This window comes from Vulcanimicrobium alpinum, from assembly GCF_027923555.1.
Lineage (GTDB): Bacteria > Vulcanimicrobiota > Vulcanimicrobiia > Vulcanimicrobiales > Vulcanimicrobiaceae > Vulcanimicrobium > Vulcanimicrobium alpinum.
Window position 1 is genome coordinate 1,697,974 of record NZ_AP025523.1, and the last position, 16,461, is coordinate 1,714,434.

Genomic DNA, 16,461 nt, shown 5'->3' on the forward strand with positions numbered 1-16,461 from the left:
CGAGTCAGAACTGGTATTGCAGGCCGAACGTCGTGCGCCGTCCGTTGCGCAGGGCGTCGCGCTCGCCGCCGAAGAGTTCCAGTCCGTCGCCCAGTTTCAGATTGAGGTACCCGTCGGTGGTCGGCCGCCGCAGATCGTAGATGCGGCCCTCGAACCCGAGACCGGTGCGGCCGGGATTGTAGACGGCGCGCGCACCGAGCCGCGAGTAGAGCACGCCGCCGCCGACCTGAAAGTGCGGACGCACGGTCGCCATCGCGGCGAAGTTCCACGACGGCGCCGGGCCGCCGATGTCGTTGGCGCCGGAGAACAAATACGTCGACCCGCGCGGCAGCAGGATCGCGTTGATGTCGGTCGACGGCCCGCGGTCCCGCGTGAGCAGCGGCGACGAGTTCGTGTTCGCGCGCTGACGATCGAGTTCGGAGACACGCAGTTGCAGAGCCACCAGATTGCGGACGATCGAGCCGAGCTTGTTCTTCACGTTCGCCTGAACGTCGGAGGGATTGGGTTTTCCGCGCTGTCCGGCGGCGCCGCCCGGCTGCGGTGAACCGCCGGGCGCCGGGGTCGCGCCGCGGTCGACGCCGTAGACGCTCGAGGTTCCGCCGAAATCGCCGAGCAGCGAATTGACCTTCTGCGTCGCCGCGTCGGCGTTGGCGATCGTGTCGCGCAACTGCGCCTGCGTCTGGGGATTCCCCGTGACGGTCCGCAGGTCGTTCGCGAGCGATGCCACGGTCGTCGCCGTCTCGGCGATCCCCCGCGTCGTCTCGAGCAGGTTGTTCTTCAGTTGCGGGTTTTGCGCGAGCTGCTGCACGGAATCGGCAGTTGCGTTGAGTGAACGCGCCGAGGCGTCGAGCGACGCCAGCAGCGAGTCGACCTTCCCGCTGTTGCGGCGCACCGTCAGATCCAACTGACCGGTGAGGTCGTTGATGTTTGCGCTGCCCTGGTTGAGTGCGACCTGCAGCGACGCGGTCAACGCGTCGAGCCGCGTCGCGAGCTGCGAGATCTGCCGGTTTGCCGTCGAACTGAGCTGATTCGCATTGTCCAGCGCCGACTGCAGGGTGTTCAGGAGTTTGGGTTCGCGCTGTTCCAAGCCGGCGAGGAGCGCGTCGAGCCGGCGCACTTCGCCCTGCCCCTGATCGAGCAGATCCTGGATCGTCGCAGGGTTCGTCCCCTGCGGCTGCTGCGGAATCGGAAGGACCTCGTGCGGCAGGATCGCGACCGCCTGCGGGGCCTGCGTCGGCGCAGCCATCCCGGCCGGCTGCGGAGCCGGAACCGGCGGGACGATCTCGAGCGACGAGTCTCCGGTCAGCGGCGCTTGGATCAGAAATTTCGCCGAGCGCGGGATGTCGACGTTGTTGTCGATCGCGAGAATGACGTCGACGGTGAAATCGTCGGGGAGCAGTTCGGTGCGATCGACGATCCCCACCACCACGCCGCTCTCGTAGACCAGCGCGCCCTTGTGCAGGCCCGCCGCCGACTTGAAGTGGACGCCGATCTTGTAGCGCCCCTGCGTGCCGACGTTGGCGAGGACGACGAAGATCGCGACCAGCCCGGCCAGCGCGATGATCGTGAAGAGTCCGACGAACGCTTGTCTCTTCATGGTCGATCAAATCGGGATCGGCCCGACTTCGCTCCCTTGCAAGAATTGCTGCACGATCGGGTTCGGCGAACGCCGGATCTCATCGACCGTTCCGTAGGCGACGATCGCACCCTCGAAGAGCATCGCGATGTAATCCGCCATCATGTAGATGCTCTCGAGATCGTGCGAGACGACGACGGCCGTCCCGTTGAGCCGCTGGCGCAATTTCACGATCAGGTCGGTCAGCACGTGCGTGATGATCGGGTCGAGGCCGGTGGTCGGCTCGTCGTAGAGGACGGCTTGCGGCGCCGTGACGACGGCCCGCGCGAAGCCCGCGCGCTTGACCATCCCGCCCGAGAGTTCGGAGGGGAAGCGGTCTTCGACGTGCGCGAGGCCGACCGAGTCGAGGGTTTCGGAGACGAGTTTCATGATCTCGGCGTTCGACATCTTGGTGTGCTCGCGCAGCGGCAGGGCAACGTTCTCCCCGATCGTCAGCGAGTCGAAGAGCGCGGAGAACTGAAACGCGAAGCCGATCGTACGGCGCAGATCGATCAATTCGCGTTCGTGCATCGACGAGATCTCGCGGCCCTGCACCGTGACCAAGCCGCTATCGGGCTTCTTCAGCCCGTTGAGCAGCCGCAGGATCGTCGATTTGCCGGCGCCCGAGAGCCCGATGACGCACGTGATCGCACCCTCGACGATGTCGAGCGAAAGATTCTGCATCACGATCTTCGGCCCGTACCGCACGCACACGTCGTCGAGCCGCGCCCACACACCCATCAGCTGTTCCCGTAAAGTATGTACGAGAGCAAAAAGTTGAAGATGAAGATCAGGATGATCGACGTCACGACCGCGCCCGTCGTCGCCTTCCCGACGCCGGCCGCGCCGCCGCGCGTCGAGAGACCCTGATACGCGCCGATGATCGCGATGATCACGCCGAACACCGCGGACTTGATCAGTCCCTTGAGCACGTCGTTGAACGGGAGCACCGAACGCGCCGAGGTGATGAACGACTCGGTCGAGATGTGCGCGTAGATGTTCGCCACCCACATCCCGCCGACGATTGAGACGATGTCGGCCAGGATGCACAGCAGCGGGAGCATCGCGACGAGCGCGAGGAGGCGCGGGACCACAAGCATCCGGGTCGGCGAGAGACCCAGCGACTGCAGGGCTTCGATCTGCTCGGTGACGACCATCGAGCCGAGTTCGGCGGCGATTGCCGCGCCGGTGCGTCCCGCGACGACGACCGCCGAGAGCATCGGGCCGAGCTCGCGCGCACTCGAGAACGCCACCGCGCCGCCGACCAGGTTGCCGACCCCGTACTGCACGGCCTGGACCGCGCTCTCGAGCGAGAAGACCATCCCCGTGAAGAGCGAGGTGAGCAGGACGATCGTCCACGACTGCACGCCCAGGAGATAGGCCTGATCGAGCGTTTCGCGCACCCGGATCCGGAGCTGCGCGATAAAGCGCAGGGCGTCTCCCAGCAGTTCTGCAGCGCCGCCGGCATACGCGAAGACGCTCACCGTCCCGCGCCCGACGTCGTCGAGCACCTTCATCTGCCGCCGGTTTCCGCGAGGGTGTCGAGGACGCCTCGCACGGCCTCGATGCGCTTGGCGACGACGCCCCGCTCGGCGGTCAGGTTGTACTGGAGTTGGTAGAGCCGTTCGAGTTCGCGGTCGACGTGCTTGAGCTGCGCCGCGGCCTCTCGCGCGTATGGTTCGAAGTAGCGCCGCACCGCTTCGCGGTAGGCGCCGAGCGCCGCCGCGTCGGGCTCGCCGGCGGCGAGCACCGCCTCGATGCGGCCTTGCGCCGTGCGCATCGCGCGGTCGGTGATGTGGAACGCGCCGACCGCGGCGACGAGGGCGCGGAAGCGCTCGTCAGGCACGGTCGAGGGCGGCGCGCTGCGCCGCAAAGAGTTCGCGGATTCCGGCGTCGGCGAGTCCCAGCAGCGCGTCGAGGTGCGCGCGGCTGAACGGCTCGCGCTCCGCGGTCCCTTGGAGTTCGACGAACCCGCCGGCGTCGGTCATCGCGACGTTCATGTCGACCTCGGCGGTGCTGTCCTCGTCGTACGGAAGGTCGAGCACCGGAGTGCCGCCGACGATCCCGACCGAGACCGCCGCGATCTGACCAACGATCGGCCACGCGCTCTTCTTCTCGGGGTCGAAGTGCCGGCGCAGAGCCAGGTTCAGGGCGACCCAGGCGCCGGTGATCGACGCGGTCCGCGTTCCGCCGTCGGCGCCGATCACGTCGCAGTCGACGACGACGCTACGTTCGCCGAGCTTGTCGAGGTCGACGACGGCCCGCAGCGCGCGGCCGATCAGGCGCTGGATCTCGTGGGTCCGCCCGCCGAGCTTGCCCTTGACGGCTTCGCGCTGATTGCGCTCGGGCGTCGCCTGCGGCAGCATCGCGTACTCGGCCGTGACCCAGCCGCTCCCCCGCCCCCGCATCCACGGGGGGACCTTCTCCTCGACGGTCGCCGCGCAGATGACGCGGGTGCGCCCCAGCGAGATCAGGACGCTGCCGTCCGCGAAGGCGAGGAAGCCGGGCTCGATCGAGAGCGGGCGGAGCTGGTCGGGTGAACGGCCGTCGGAACGCACGAGCGACGCAGATTCTGCCCCGATGCGGTCAACCCGCTTTTCGCCCGTCGCGTGAGGAGATCGGTGCGCCGGGGCGTACCTGCACCCTCCAGTATGGCTGACGGAGCGATGCCCGCATTGAGCGCGTGGTCAAATTTTTACGTCGTCACCGGATCGTCGGCGGCCGCGCTGACCGGGCTGATGTTCGTCGTGATCACGCTGGTCGTCGCGAACCGCTCGACGGCGACGCGCGAGGGGATCGCAACGTTCAGCACGCCGACGGTGGCGCATTTTTCAGCCGCGCTCCTGGTCTCGGCGATCATGAGCGCCCCGTGGCGCGCGCTCTCGCACGTCGCGGCGGTCGTCGGGATCGTCGGCGCGGTCGGCCTGACATACTCCGCGATGATTGCTTACCGCGCGCGCCGCCAGACGGCGTACGATCCCGACCTCGAGGACCTCGTCTGGTACGTCGTGATGCCGCTGATCGCATACCTCGTCATCGGGGGCGCCGCGCTCGGCCTCGCGCGGTATCCCGCCGTCGCACCGTTCGTCCTCGCCGCGGGGAGCGTGCTGCTGATCTTCCTTGGGATTCACAATGCCTGGGACGTCGTCACCTATCTCGCGATCGAAAAGGTCGAACCGCCCGACGACGCGGCGCCGCCTAGCGGCGCTTGAGCAGGTCTTTGAGTTCGTCGTCCATGCGGCTTCGCGAGACGACGGTGAGGTTGGTGCGTCGCGGACGCGCGCGCTTCGTGTGCGGACGCGGGAGGCTCCAGCCGCGGCGCGCGATCAGCGGGCGCAGGATCAGCACGACGATCGCGGCGAGGACGAGCAGCGGAATCGCCTGCATCACGACCGTCATGATTATTCGACGGTGACCGTCTTGGCCAAGTTGCGCGGCTGATCGACGTCCTTGCCGTCGATGTCGGCGATGTGGTACGCGAGCAGCTGCAGCGGGATCACGTTGACGATCGGCGAGAGCATCTCGTCGACGCGCGGGACCCACAGCACGTGGTCGGCGAGCGCCGCCGCTTCGTCGTCCCCGTGGTTGGCGACCAGGATGATCGGCGCTTCGCGCGCCTTCGACTCGGCGATGTTGGAGAGGATCTTCTCCCGCACGCGGCCCTCCGTCACGACCCCGATCACCGGCGTCTTCGCGTCGAGCAGCGCGATCGGGCCGTGCTTCATCTCGCCTGCGGCATAGCCCTCGGCGTGAATGTACGAGATCTCTTTGAGCTTGAGTGCGCCTTCGAGCGCCGTCGGGAAGTTGACGTAGCGCCCGAGGAACAGCACCGAGCGCGCCTTGCGCACTTTCCGCGCGACTTTCTTCACCTGGTCGGAGGTGTTGACGACGACGTCGACGGCGGCCGGGAGCAGTTTCGTCCCCTCGGCGATCTCGCGCAGGCGTTCGAGCGGCGCGGCTTTGCGCACCCGCGCCAAGTAGAGCGCGAGCAGCGTCGCGGCGACCGCCTGTGAGACGTAGGTCTTCGTCGCGGCGACGGAGATCTCGGGGCCGCCGCGCGTGAGCAGGGTCGCGTCGGCGAGCCGCATGAGGTGCGAGCCGACGACGTTGGAGATCGCGATGACCGGCGTCCCCGCATCTTTGGCGATCTTCACCGCCTCGATCGTGTCGGCGGTCTCGCCCGACTGCGACATCGCGATCGTCAGCGTGCGCGCGTCCATCGCGCGGTCGCCGTAGCGGAACTCGCTGGCGAGCTCCATCTCGACGGGGATCTTGCACAGCGAGCGCATCAGGTACATCCCGACCATGCCGGCGTTGTACGCCGTGCCGCAGCCGGTGATCGAGATCTTCGTCATCGCGCGCAGCACGATCTCGTCGATCTTCAGCTCGGGGCCGAGCTGGACGTCGTGATCTTCGTCGATGCGGCCGGCCAGCGTCTCCTTGATGACGTTGGGCTGCTCGAAGATCTCCTTGAGCATGAAATGCTTGAAGCCGGATTTCTCGGCCGACGTCGCGTCCCAGGTGATCTGCTGGACTTCGCGCTCGATCGGCGTGCCGTCGAAGGCGCTCAGCGCGTAGCCGTCGCGTCCGACGGTGACGATCTCGCCTTCCTGGAGGATGACGACCTTACGCGTGTGCTGCAGCATCGCCGGGATGTCGGAGGCGACGAACATCTCCCCCTCGCCCAGGCCGACGATCAGCGGCGTCGCGCCGTTGCGCGCGAAGACGAGGGTCTCCGGCGAATCCTGCGAGATCACGCCCAGCGCGAACGCGCCGCGCACTTGCGCGAGGGTGTGCCGGATCGCCTGCTCGAGATCGCCGTTGTAGTGCGACTCGATGAGGTGCGCGAGGACCTCGGTGTCTGTCTCGCTGCGGAACTGATGCCCCTGGCCGAGAAGCTGTTCGCGCAACGACGCATAGTTCTCGATGATCCCGTTGTGGATCACGGCGAAGTGCCCGCTGCAGTCGAGGTGCGGGTGCGCGTTCGCGTCGGAGGGGCGTCCGTGCGTCGCCCAGCGGGTGTGGCCGACGCCGGTCGTGCCGTGGAGGCTCTCGCCGTTGCGCAGGCGCGCGGCGAGGTTGGCGAGCTTCCCTTCGGCCTTCGATCCCGTCAGGTGCCCCGCGGCGTCGATGACGGCGATCCCGGCGGAGTCGTAACCGCGATACTCCAGGCGCTGCAGCGCGTCCATGATAATGGGCACGCTGTCGCGCTTGCCGATGTAGCCAACGATGCCGCACATGGTTATCCCAACCCTAGCATGCCGCGCCGGGATTCCCCTGGCCGCCTCGCCGGGCGGCCGAGGAGTCTACTTGATCCCCTCGCGGGTGCGCTTGTAGGGGATCTTGCCCAGGCGCACTTCGTTGAACGCCGTCGAGACCGGCTTGTTGGGGTTGACGCGTTCGGTGAGCGGCGGCGCGCCGTTGTTGAGTTGTTTCGCGCGCTTCGTCACCACGTTGACCAGAGAAAACTTCGAGTCGACATGCTTGAGAAGGCCGTCGAGGTCGCCGAAAACGCTGTCGCTCATTCAGGAGTCTTCCAATTCTTTGAGTCGGGTGTCGGGATAACGATGGATGCGGTACCGTTCGGCTCGCACGATCGCTTCGAGGTCGTCAACCGCGCGGAGCGGCTGCGCCTCTTCGTTGATCACTAGGTAGTCGAACCGCCGCACGAAGGTGAACTCGTCGTGAGCGATCTCCAGTCGTGCCGCGATTTGTTCGTTCGTCTCGGTGCGGCGCGCTTCGAGGCGCGAGCGCAGATGCGAGAACTTGTCGGGGACGATGAAGATGAGGACGGCATCGGGGAACGCGCGTTTGACGGCGAGCGCGCCGTTGACCTCGGGTTTGGAGACGACGTCGTAGCCGGCGCGCAGCGCCTCGTCGATGAACGACCGCGGGGTCCCGTACAGGTTCCCGTTGTAGTCGCGCGTCTCGAGGAAGCCGCCGGCGGCCATCCGCCGTTCGAACTCGTCGCGGTCGAGGAAGAAATAGTCGACGCCGTCGCGCTCACCCTCACGGGGTGTCCGCGTCGTCGCCGACACCGAGTACAGGAGCCGCTCGTGCCGGGCCTTGAGGCCCTCCACCAGCGTGTCCTTCCCCGCTCCCGACGGACCCGACACGACGAACAGCAGACCGGGTCCGGTCAGAACCGTCATCCTCCTCGAACGACAAGGCCGAAACACGGAGAAATACGCAACCGGCCGGAAAGCACCTGCCTGGTATGAGCACGGACTGGATACTCGTCCGCCGCGCGGCAGCGGAACTCGATCGCGCCCTCAAGGGCGGCCGCGTCTCCGACGCCGGCCTGCTCGACGACGGCCGCATCGCTATCCGCTTCGGCGGCTTGCGCGGCCGGGGTCCCGCGACCCTGGCGATCGATGCCTTCGGCACGCCGCCGCTGGTGACGCTCGAGGACGCCGAGGCGGCGGTCGCCGTCGATCCGGGCTGGCTGCGGACGGTCTCCACCTCGCTGCGCGGGACGCGGTTGGGGGCCGTGCGGGCCCGGCGCGGCGATCGCGTTCTCGTTCTGACCTTCGGAACGTCGTCGCGCTTCGGCGTCGAGAGCGAGTTCCGGCTCGTCCTCGAGCTGGTCCCGCGCTACGGCAACGTCGTGCTGCTTCGCGACCGGATCGTCGTCGCAGCGGCGAAGCAGTTCTCGCCGGCCGACAACCCGACGCGCGCGGTGCAGATCGGGATGCCCTACGAGCCCCCGCCGCTGCCCCAGCCGACGCTCGACTTCCCGGCCTTCACCCGGGCGCTCGAGGCCGCCGACCGGCGCGCGCGGACGCGGGCCCTCGGCGCGTTTCTCCCGGAACTTCCGCGCCTGATCGCCGAATCGTTCGTGGCGCAGAGCGAGGCAATGCCGTGGCCGTCCGAAGCGCGCCGCGCCGCATGGCTCGAGGAGCGCGGGCGCGCGATCCTCTCGGCGACCGACGGCGAACCCGACGCCCTGGGCGACGTGTACGCCTATCGCGGCGCCGGCGGGACGCTCGAGGCCGCGCACGTCGTCGCGCTCGCGCAGTACGCGTCCCTCGCGCGCGAACGTCTCCCGCGCGTGCTTCCGCTTTTCGCCGAGACCCGCGCCGCAACGCTGCGCGAACGCCGCGGCGACGCGACCGAACGCCGGCGCGCGGCGCTGCTCTCCCGGATCGCGAAGCGCGCGCGCGCGACGGCCGCCGAGATCGCGGCCGTCGGCGCGCGCCTCGCCGACATCGGCGAACGCGACCGTCTGCGCGAATCCGGCGACGCGCTCTTCACGCACGCGCACCAGATCCCGCCGGGTGCGACGACGTACGTCCCGCCGACCAATCCCGGGCTCACGATCGAACTGAATCCCGATCTCGACGTGAAAGAGAACGCGCAGCGCTACTACGCACGCTATCGCAAGGCCGCCGACGCCCTGCCGCATCTCGAACGCCGCCGCGCGGCGCTGCGTGCGCGCGGCGATGCGCTCGATGTGCTCGCGTTCGAAGCGGAACGCGCGGATCCGGGGACGCTCCTCGAACTCGAGGCCGATCTCGACGAACTCGAAGGCCGTCCGCCGCCCGCCGCAGCGACGCCGGCGGCGCGCAAACGGGTCCCGTTGCGGCTCGACCGTCCCTCGGGCGCCCGCATCTACGTCGGCCGTTCACCGCGCGAGAACGCCGAGGTGACGTTTCGCATCGCTCGGCCCGACGATCTCTGGTTTCACGCGCGCGGAATCCCGGGATCGCACGTCGTGCTGCAGCAGCCCGACGGCGGCGAACCGGACGACGCCGATCTCGACGCCGCGGCGGATCTGGCGGCGACGCACAGCAAGGCGCGCAACGCGCCGCGCGTCGACGTCGACTACACCGAGCGCAAGTATGTCCGCAAGCAGCGCGACGCCGCGCCGGGATTGGTGTGGTACGTCAACGCGCGCACGCGCGTCGGCCGCCCGCAGGCTTAGCAGGCCGATGAAAAATCGGCCGAGTTGATGTTGGCGTGACGGCGTTTTTCGCGTATTATAAGAGCAAGTCTCCTCATACCTTGGTGAGGTTGCGGCCGATGCGGACTCATGATGAGCAGCGTGCATCCGTTTGGACGACGTTGCAGCCGGAAGACACCGTGCCCGGCGATCATCCGTTGCGCCCGATGCGCGTGATGGTCAACGAAATTCTGCGCGAACTCTCGCCGGAGTTTTCCAAGCTCTACTCCCGACGGGGCCGGCCATCGATCGCGCCGGAGAAGCTGCTGCGAGCCTTGCTGTTGCAAATGTTCTACTCGATCCGCAGCGAGCCGATGCTGCTGGAGCAGTTGCGTTACAATTTGCTCTTTCGTTGGTTCGTGGGCTTGAGCATGGACGACAAGATCTGGGACCCCTCGACGTTCAGCAAGAACCGCGATCGGTTCTTGAATGGCGAAATCTCCGAGCGGTTCTTCGCCGCTGTGGTCGAGCGGGCGCGTGCCGACGAACTGCTCTCGAACGAGCATTTCACCGTCGATGGGACGCTAATCGAGGCGTGGGCCAGCCACAAGAGCTTTCGGCCCAAGTCGGACGACGAACCGCCGACCTCGAGCGGCGGTCGCAACGAGGGCGTGAACTTTCGTGGCCGGCCGCGCAGCAACGAGACGCACGTCTCGAGTACCGATCCGGACGCGCGGTTGTACCGCAAGAGCAGCGGCGCGCCGGCGATTCTCGGCTATCTCGGACATGCTCTGATGGAGAATCGCAACGGCTTGATCGTCGGCGTGAAGACCACTCGCGCGACCGGGATCGCCGAACGCGAAGCAGCGCTGGAATTGATTCGCGGGGTCAGCGGAAGCAACCGAATCACGCTCGGCGCCGACAAGGCGTACGATACCAAAGACTTTGTCGAGGCGTTGCGAGCGCTCAACGTGACGCCGCACGTTGCTCAAAATACGACCCGTCGCCGCAGCGCGATCGACCGCCGAACCGTCCGCCATCCGGGCTACACGGTGAGTCAACGCAGGCGCAAGTTGATCGAGGAGAGCTTCGGGTGGGGCAAGACGATCGGCCGATTGCGCAAGGTGCATTTCCGCGGGCTTGATCTGGTCGGCGACATTGTGCGCTGGACGGCCGCGGCGTACAACTTGATCAGGATACGCAATCTGAGGGCCGCGACATGATGCGAAGTGATGCTGACCCGAGGGGCGTTTTCGAGATGAACCGCTCGGCAACGGGCTTCGAGAGGTCCGCCGACCTCCCGAAAACCGTGCTGAACGGGCAGTTCGCGAACCACGCGCCGATTTTTTCACGGGGCTGTTAGAGCGCCGCGCGATACGCGCGCACTTCGCCGGCGACCGCATCGTAGGCCGCGTCGATCGCGTCGACGGATGCGCTCGCACCGGTCAGATCGCCGGCGCGCGCGCGCGCTTCGAGCTCGGCGGCAAGCTCCATCACGCGCGTCGCGCCCATGTTGCCGGCGCTCCCTTTGATCCCGTGCGCGGCTTTGCGCACCACGTCCGCGTCGTTCTCGGCGATCCCTTCGCGCAGCACCCGGCGGTGCTTCGCGCCCGTCTCCAGCGCCATATCGAGCAGCTCGGCGATCCCGTCGGTATCGTCCTCGAAGGCCTCTTCCAAACGGGTCAGGTCGAGAATCGTCTTATCCGGCAACACCAATTCCATTCACGAAGCGTTCGATCGCCGCTGAGAGCGTCGCGAGCTGGACCGGTTTGGCAAGATATTCGTCCATCCCCGCGGCCAGACACTGCTCGCGATCGCCTTCGAGCGCGTTCGCGGTCATCGCGAGGATCGGGATGTGTCCGCCGCGCGTCGCCTCGGCGCGGCGGATCGCGCGCGTCGCTTCGAAGCCGTCGACCTCGGGCATCTGGCAGTCCATCAGCACCACGTCGTACGCGCCGCTCGCCACCGCGTCGATCGCTTCGCGGCCGTCGACGACGGCGTGCGCGGCGTAGCCGAGTTTCTTGAGCTGCTGCAGCGCGAGCTTCCGGTTCACCGGATTGTCTTCGGCGACGAGCACGTTGACGATCTCGCGCGGGGGCGCCATGACCAGCGGTTCGACCAGGCGCGGCCCCGGCATGGTCTTGGTACACGCGCCGGCGAGCGCGTCGTGCAGGGTGACTTGGCGGATCGGCTTGCGCACGACGCCGGAGAATCCGCGCGCGCGCGCTTCCGCGGCCGGCTCCTCGCTGCCGGTGACGAGCACGAGCGGCAGATCTTTGAGCTCCGGCGCGGAGCGCATGCGCGCCGCGAACGAGAAGCCGTCGCCGCCGGCGCGCCGGTCGATCACGGCGACCTCGAAGGCGATGCCGCGCGCCGCCATCGCGCGCGCGAGTTCGAGGCCGTGTGCGGCGTTGCCGGTGCTCGACGCCACCGCTCCCCAGGCGAGCAGATACTGATCGATCACCTGGCGCGCCACCGTCTCGTCGTCGACCACGAGGATCCGGCGCCCGCGCAGCGCGTCGTTGCGTCCGCGCAGATCGTCGGGAACGCGCGTCAGCGGGACGGTGAACCAGAACGTCGAGCCGCGTCCGACGCTCGAATCGAAGCCGATGCGGCCGCCCATCAGCTCGACGATGCGGCGCGAGATCGAGAGGCCGAGGCCGGTCCCGCCGTAGCGGCGGCGCGTCGATTGATCGGCCTGGCGGAACGGCTCGAAGAGGCGGTCGGCGAGTTCGGGCGCGATCCCCGGGCCCGTGTCGGTCACCGAGAAATGCATCACGGCGTCCTCGCCGTCGATGCGCTCGACGACCGCGCGCACCGAGACGCTGCCTTCGGCGGTGAACTTCACTGCGTTGCCGAGCAGGTTCAGCAGCACCTGGCGCAGGCGGTCGGCGTCGCCGATCACGCGCTGCGGCACGTCCGGCGCGACGAACGTCGAGAGCGAGAGCCCCTTCTTGCGCGCGGCGGCGGCGAGGATGTCGGTCGCGTTCTCGACCGCGACGAGCGGTGAGAACGGTGCCGCTTCCAGCTCCATGCGGCCGGCTTCGATCTTCGAGAAATCGAGGATGTCGTTGACGATGCCCAGCAGCGACTCCGCCGAGTCGCGCACCGTCGTCGCGTACTCGCGCGCTTCGTCGTCGAGCCGCGTCTGCATCAGCAGTTCCGACATCCCGACGACCGCGTTGATCGGCGTGCGGATCTCGTGGCTCATCGTCGCGAGGAACTGCGATTTCACCTCGGCCGCTTCGACGGCACGGTCGTGCGCCTGGCGGATCGCCTCGTCCGCGGCCTTGCGCTGCGTGATGTCGCGAACGATCACGATCGTCTCGCCGCTTTCGTTGCTGCTGTCGCGGCCGCGCGCGAGTTCGATCGGAAAGAGTTCGCCGCGCGCGTGGCGTGCGGTGGTCTCGACCGCCGAGAAGTACGCGATCGGTCCGGCATGATCGAAGTCGGGGAGCAGCTGCGTCACCGGCGCGCCGCGCGCTTCCGGCGATGCGAGCCCGAAGAGACGTTCGGCGGCGGGATTGACCGAGACGATCGCGCCGCCCGGATCGACGACGATCAGGGCGTCGGTGACGCCGTTGACGATCCCGCGCAGGCGCCGCTCGCTCAGCGTCAGGATCCGCGAGATGCGGTTGGTTTCGAACAGCAGGGCGATGACCAGACACGTCGTGGCGATCAGCACGTCGGCGTGCGAGAGATACCAGCCGACGGTATAGCGGCCGCCGCCGAGCGCATCGCTGATCGGCTCGGCCAGGAGCGCGGCGGCCGGGACCATGAGCCACACGTCGGCGACGCTGTGCCGCGGACGCCACTGCAGCAGCACCAGCGCGACCGCGGCGAAGACGACCATCGCGCAGCGCACGAAGACGACCCCGGGCAGGTAGCGCTCGTCGGCGAGCGACGGCAGCTGCTTTCCGAACGTCAGCGCGACGTCGATGACGATATACGCGGCGGCCAAGGTCGCGAACAGGGCCGCCGCGACGCGCGGTCCGCTGTGCGACTCGCCGCCCTCGCGACGGCTGATCGACGCGTACGCGACGAACGAGGCGGTGAGCACGCACCCCCACGCCGCCTGCAAATACTCCGTCGCGTTGCCGTGCTGGCCGAGAACGGCGGCGCTCCCGGGCACCGGGATGGTGAGGATGTACGGCACGAAGACGATCGCGCAGAACAGCAGGCCGCAGGCGAGCGCGAGCAGCGACGGCCGCTGGGTGGCGGCGAACTGCGTGAACACGATCGCCGCCGTGATCGCCAAGCCGACGACAACGGCGCCGCCGTAGAGCGCAGAGAATCCCGGAAACGTCCCCAGCGTGGTGTGCGCAACCGGAGCCGTCGCGGCGGCTGCGACGAACAACGACAGAATCGCCAACAGCGCAGCGCGGCGTTGCGGCCGAGACGAGGGAAGGGTCGCTAGGTCGAGTACCGGAGAATCCACCAGCGGCGGCCTTCTCGCGGCGCACCGCGGCCGCCCGTCCGTTCCAGCCTCCGCCGTGTGAAGAGTTCGTTTACCTGGTGTTGGGTGCCCGAGCCGCTTCCTCGCGTTCGACGAACATCGCGTCGCCGAAAGAAAAGAAGCGGTAGCCTGCATCGATGGCGGCGCGGTACGCCTCGCGGGTCCGCGCGTACCCGGCGAAGGCGGCGACGAGTACGAGCAAGGTCGAGCGCGGCAGGTGGAAGTTCGTCAGCAGCGCGTCGACGACGCGAAACCTGAAGCCCGGCGTCACGAACAGGTCGGTTTCGCCGTCGCCGCCGTGGACCGTTCCGTCGCGCAGCGCGGCGCCTTCGAGCGCGCGCAGCACCGTCGTCCCCGCGGCGATGACGCGCCGTCCGTCGCGGTGCGCCTGCCGCACTGCCGCGGCGGTGTCGGGCCGGATCGCATAGCGCTCGGCGTGCATGACGTGCTCGTCGATCGTGGTCCCGCTCATCGGCCGGAACGTGCCGATCCCGACGTCGAGGACGAGCGGCGTCAGGACCACGCCGCGCGCGCGCACCGCATCCAGAACCTCGGGCGTGAAGTGCAGGGACGCCGTCGGCGCGGCGACGCTGCCGGGGACGCGCGCGAACACCGTTTGATAGCGCGCCGAGCGCGGGTCGTCGCCGCCCTCCGGACCGCGCTGCGGCGCGACGTACGGCGGGAGCGGCACCTCTCCATGCCGCTCCAGGAGCGCCTCGAGGTCGACCCCCTCGTCGAAACGCAGCGTCCGCGGGCCGTCCGCCAGCATTCCGGTGATCGTCGCTCCGGCATCGCCGATCCGGAGCCGCGCGCCGGGGCGCAGCTTGCGGCCCGGCCGCACCAGCGCGATCCACTCGCGCGCCTGCAGATCGAAGACCGCACCGCCGTGCGGCCGCAGCAGCAGCACTTCCGCCGCGCCGCCGCCGTCGCGGCGCGCGCGCAGACGGGCGCGGATCACCCGCGTCTCGTTGATGACGAGCACGTCGCCCGCGCGCAGCAGCGACGGAAACTCCGCGAACGTACGGTGCTCCGGCGCGCCGTCGCGCGCGACGACGAGCAGGCGCGAGCCGTCGCGCTGCGCGGCCGGCTCGCGTGCAACCAGCGCGTCGGGGAGGTCGTAGTCGTACGCCGCGACGTCGCGCGGACCGTACGGGCCGGGCGCCGCTATGACGAAGTCGGCACGCGCGTGCGCTCGATCTCGACGAACGACGCCAGCCGTCCGCGGTCGCCGTCGTTCATCTCGACGAACAGCACGCCGCACTGAAACGTGTCGCGCTCGAACGCGCGCACCCAGCGCACTTCTCCGCGAACCTCCAGCCACGGCGCGCGCTTCATCGTGAACGTATAGCGCGTCCCCTTGGGCAGATACTGATCGGAGATCACCCGCATCCCGGTCACGCTGATGTCGGCGATCGCGCCGCGAAAGAGCGTGTACGACGGTTTGTCCTCGACGACGACGTCGATGAACTTGCGCAGGCGGACGCCGTTCTCGGCGCGTTTGTCGTCAGCCACCGCTCACTGCGGTCCCCGGAAAGTAGAACGCGAGGATCTCCGCGGCGGACGCGCCGGCGGAGGCGAAGTAGCGCGCGCCCCACTGGCACAAACCGACGCCGTGTCCACGGCCCGAGCCTTCGATGAGCAGCCGCGGCGCAGCCTGCGACGCGTCGACGCGCAGCGAACGCACCCAGGTGCTGCGCACCGTCTCCGCGCCGAGCGCCCGCCGGAACTCGGCAACGGGAACGGTGACGGTCTGCGCGCCGCTGAGCCGCACGCCGTGCGGGCGGCCGCTGTCGTCGGGATCGACGGGCGTCGCCGACGCGAGCGTTCCACCGGTGCGCGTGCCGAAAGCGGCGAGGACGCGGTCGAGGGCGATCTCGCGGGTCCAGCGGTAATCGGGTGCAGGGACGCAGTGCGGATCGCCGACACCGCGCAAGTACGGCAACGGCGTGCTGCCCCATGTCGCGGCGATGTCGGCGGTGTGTCCGCCGCAGCACGACGAATAAAACACCGCGGCCGGACCGCCAGCGAACTGCAAGGTGCGTCCGCGCGTGGCGTCGATCGCCGCTGTCGATGCCGGCGACTCGGCCACGACGCCGCCCCAATGCTGATCCGCGTCGTCGGAGCGGACGTCGTACGGCCGCGAGAGCGTACGGCGCGCGAGCGCGAAGGTGCGCGCGACGATCGCCTGCGCCTGCAGCGACGCCGGCGGCCACGATGGCGACGCCTCGAGCGGGACGACGCCGCGCAGGTAAGCATCAACGTCGATCGTCGTGACGAGCTGGAAGTGCCCGTCGGGCGTCCCGATCGTCGACGGCGCGCCGCGCCAGCGCTTCCCCGCGAACCCGAACGTCCCGTCGGCGAAGACCTGCGGCGTCTCGCCGCGCGCGTCGCCCGCGACGAGCACGCGGATCTGCTGCGTCTGCGGATCCCACACGTCGAGGCCGCCCGTCGCGACGGTCGTCGTCCCGGCCCCGAGCCCCCACAGGAACTGCGCGCGTGCGAGCATCG

17 protein-coding genes are annotated in these 16,461 nt (G+C 68.7%); 3 read left to right on the plus strand and 14 right to left on the minus strand.

Annotated elements, in window-relative coordinates; translation table 11 throughout:
* Window positions 1-4 precede the first annotated feature (4 nt).
* The 5 genes from WPS_RS08745 to rph are packed head-to-tail and all read right to left on the minus strand — an operon-like array spanning window position 5 to window position 4,173.
* Window positions 5-1,597 (minus strand): MlaD family protein, encoded by a 1,593-nt coding sequence (locus tag WPS_RS08745; protein WP_317997422.1) that lies wholly within the window; start codon window positions 1,595-1,597, stop codon window positions 5-7.
* 6 nt (window positions 1,598-1,603) lie between these two features.
* Entirely contained in the window at window positions 1,604-2,356 is a 753-nt protein-coding gene (locus WPS_RS08750; protein WP_317997423.1) for an ABC transporter ATP-binding protein, read from the minus strand.
* The gene (locus WPS_RS08755; protein ID WP_317997424.1) at window positions 2,356-3,132 is read right to left on the minus strand and encodes an MlaE family ABC transporter permease; all 777 of its coding nucleotides are present in this window, start codon (window positions 3,130-3,132) and stop codon (window positions 2,356-2,358) included. Before WPS_RS08755 ends, WPS_RS08750 begins: the two co-directional genes overlap by 1 nt.
* A complete protein-coding gene (locus WPS_RS08760) occupies window positions 3,129-3,461 on the minus strand; it encodes a hypothetical protein (RefSeq protein WP_317997425.1) in 333 nt (110 codons plus the stop codon). Before WPS_RS08760 ends, WPS_RS08755 begins: the two co-directional genes overlap by 4 nt.
* Complete coding sequence (gene rph / locus WPS_RS08765; protein ID WP_317997426.1) at window positions 3,454-4,173, minus strand: ribonuclease PH; 720 nt, start codon at window positions 4,171-4,173, stop codon at window positions 3,454-3,456. The genes WPS_RS08760 and rph overlap by 8 nt, the downstream gene beginning before the upstream one ends.
* A 93-nt stretch (window positions 4,174-4,266) precedes the next feature.
* On the opposite strand from rph, the gene WPS_RS08770 reads away from it, so the two are divergent.
* Window positions 4,267-4,827: a hypothetical protein gene (locus tag WPS_RS08770; RefSeq protein WP_317997427.1), complete on the plus strand. Its 561-nt coding sequence runs from the start codon at window positions 4,267-4,269 to the stop codon at window positions 4,825-4,827.
* On the opposite strand, the gene WPS_RS08775 is transcribed toward WPS_RS08770, so the two are convergent.
* The 4 genes from WPS_RS08775 to gmk all read right to left on the minus strand — a co-directional run bounded on the left by WPS_RS08775 (window position 4,814) and on the right by gmk (window position 7,767).
* On the minus strand, window positions 4,814-5,014 hold the full coding sequence (locus tag WPS_RS08775; protein ID WP_317997428.1) for a hypothetical protein: 201 nt from the start codon (window positions 5,012-5,014) through the stop codon (window positions 4,814-4,816). The genes WPS_RS08770 and WPS_RS08775 overlap by 14 nt on opposite strands.
* A gap of 2 nt (window positions 5,015-5,016) precedes the next feature.
* On the minus strand, window positions 5,017-6,855 hold the full coding sequence (glmS, locus tag WPS_RS08780; RefSeq protein WP_317997429.1) for a glutamine--fructose-6-phosphate transaminase (isomerizing): 1,839 nt from the start codon (window positions 6,853-6,855) through the stop codon (window positions 5,017-5,019).
* Between the two features lie 66 nt (window positions 6,856-6,921).
* A complete protein-coding gene (rpoZ, locus tag WPS_RS08785; RefSeq protein ID WP_317997430.1) occupies window positions 6,922-7,140 on the minus strand; it encodes a DNA-directed RNA polymerase subunit omega in 219 nt (72 codons plus the stop codon).
* The gene (gene gmk / locus WPS_RS08790) at window positions 7,141-7,767 is read right to left on the minus strand and encodes a guanylate kinase (RefSeq protein ID WP_317997431.1); all 627 of its coding nucleotides are present in this window, start codon (window positions 7,765-7,767) and stop codon (window positions 7,141-7,143) included.
* Window positions 7,768-7,832: 65 nt separating this feature from the next.
* Between gmk and WPS_RS08795 the strand changes: the two genes are divergently transcribed.
* Together WPS_RS08795 and WPS_RS08800 are read left to right on the plus strand one after the other, a co-directional pair.
* A complete protein-coding gene (locus WPS_RS08795; RefSeq protein ID WP_317997432.1) occupies window positions 7,833-9,539 on the plus strand; it encodes an NFACT RNA binding domain-containing protein in 1,707 nt (568 codons plus the stop codon).
* Between the two features lie 98 nt (window positions 9,540-9,637).
* Window positions 9,638-10,720: an IS5 family transposase gene (locus WPS_RS08800; RefSeq protein WP_317994189.1), complete on the plus strand. Its 1,083-nt coding sequence runs from the start codon at window positions 9,638-9,640 to the stop codon at window positions 10,718-10,720.
* Between the two features lie 136 nt (window positions 10,721-10,856).
* Here the strand turns inward: WPS_RS08800 and WPS_RS08805 are convergent, their stop codons facing one another.
* The 5 genes from WPS_RS08805 to WPS_RS08825 are packed head-to-tail and all read right to left on the minus strand — an operon-like array spanning window position 10,857 to window position 16,459.
* Entirely contained in the window at window positions 10,857-11,219 is a 363-nt protein-coding gene (locus WPS_RS08805) for an Hpt domain-containing protein (protein WP_317997433.1), read from the minus strand.
* Window positions 11,197-14,088 carry a hybrid sensor histidine kinase/response regulator gene (locus WPS_RS08810; RefSeq protein ID WP_317997434.1) on the minus strand — a complete coding sequence of 964 codons (2,892 nt, stop codon included), beginning with the start codon at window positions 14,086-14,088 and terminating at the stop codon, window positions 11,197-11,199. The genes WPS_RS08805 and WPS_RS08810 overlap by 23 nt, the downstream gene beginning before the upstream one ends.
* Window positions 14,006-15,121 carry a tRNA preQ1(34) S-adenosylmethionine ribosyltransferase-isomerase QueA gene (gene queA, locus WPS_RS08815; protein ID WP_405054944.1) on the minus strand — a complete coding sequence of 372 codons (1,116 nt, stop codon included), beginning with the start codon at window positions 15,119-15,121 and terminating at the stop codon, window positions 14,006-14,008. The genes WPS_RS08810 and queA overlap by 83 nt, the downstream gene beginning before the upstream one ends.
* Complete coding sequence (locus WPS_RS08820) at window positions 15,118-15,465, minus strand: PilZ domain-containing protein (RefSeq protein WP_317997436.1); 348 nt, start codon at window positions 15,463-15,465, stop codon at window positions 15,118-15,120. The genes queA and WPS_RS08820 overlap by 4 nt, the downstream gene beginning before the upstream one ends.
* On the minus strand, window positions 15,458-16,459 hold the full coding sequence (locus WPS_RS08825; RefSeq protein ID WP_317997437.1) for a SpoIID/LytB domain-containing protein: 1,002 nt from the start codon (window positions 16,457-16,459) through the stop codon (window positions 15,458-15,460). Before WPS_RS08825 ends, WPS_RS08820 begins: the two co-directional genes overlap by 8 nt.
* Between the last annotated feature and the right edge of the window lie 2 nt (window positions 16,460-16,461).

Coding starts and splice junctions, on each gene's coding strand:
- WPS_RS08750 (WP_317997423.1), bottom strand. CDS start 2,356: ATGGGTGTGTGGGCGCGGCTCGACGACGTGTGCGTGCGGTACGGGCCG.
- WPS_RS08825 (WP_317997437.1), bottom strand. CDS start 16,459: ATGCTCGCACGCGCGCAGTTCCTGTGGGGGCTCGGGGCCGGGACGACG.
- WPS_RS08775 (WP_317997428.1), bottom strand. CDS start 5,014: ATGACGGTCGTGATGCAGGCGATTCCGCTGCTCGTCCTCGCCGCGATC.
- WPS_RS08805 (WP_317997433.1), bottom strand. CDS start 11,219: ATGGAATTGGTGTTGCCGGATAAGACGATTCTCGACCTGACCCGTTTG.
- glmS (WP_317997429.1), bottom strand. CDS start 6,855: ATGTGCGGCATCGTTGGCTACATCGGCAAGCGCGACAGCGTGCCCATT.
- WPS_RS08745 (WP_317997422.1), bottom strand. CDS start 1,597: ATGAAGAGACAAGCGTTCGTCGGACTCTTCACGATCATCGCGCTGGCC.
- WPS_RS08795 (WP_317997432.1), top strand. CDS start 7,833: ATGAGCACGGACTGGATACTCGTCCGCCGCGCGGCAGCGGAACTCGAT.
- gmk (WP_317997431.1), bottom strand. CDS start 7,767: ATGACGGTTCTGACCGGACCCGGTCTGCTGTTCGTCGTGTCGGGTCCG.
- WPS_RS08810 (WP_317997434.1), bottom strand. CDS start 14,088: ATGCAGGCTACCGCTTCTTTTCTTTCGGCGACGCGATGTTCGTCGAAC.
- rpoZ (WP_317997430.1), bottom strand. CDS start 7,140: ATGAGCGACAGCGTTTTCGGCGACCTCGACGGCCTTCTCAAGCATGTC.
- WPS_RS08755 (WP_317997424.1), bottom strand. CDS start 3,132: ATGAAGGTGCTCGACGACGTCGGGCGCGGGACGGTGAGCGTCTTCGCG.
- WPS_RS08800 (WP_317994189.1), top strand. CDS start 9,638: ATGCGGACTCATGATGAGCAGCGTGCATCCGTTTGGACGACGTTGCAG.
- WPS_RS08770 (WP_317997427.1), top strand. CDS start 4,267: ATGGCTGACGGAGCGATGCCCGCATTGAGCGCGTGGTCAAATTTTTAC.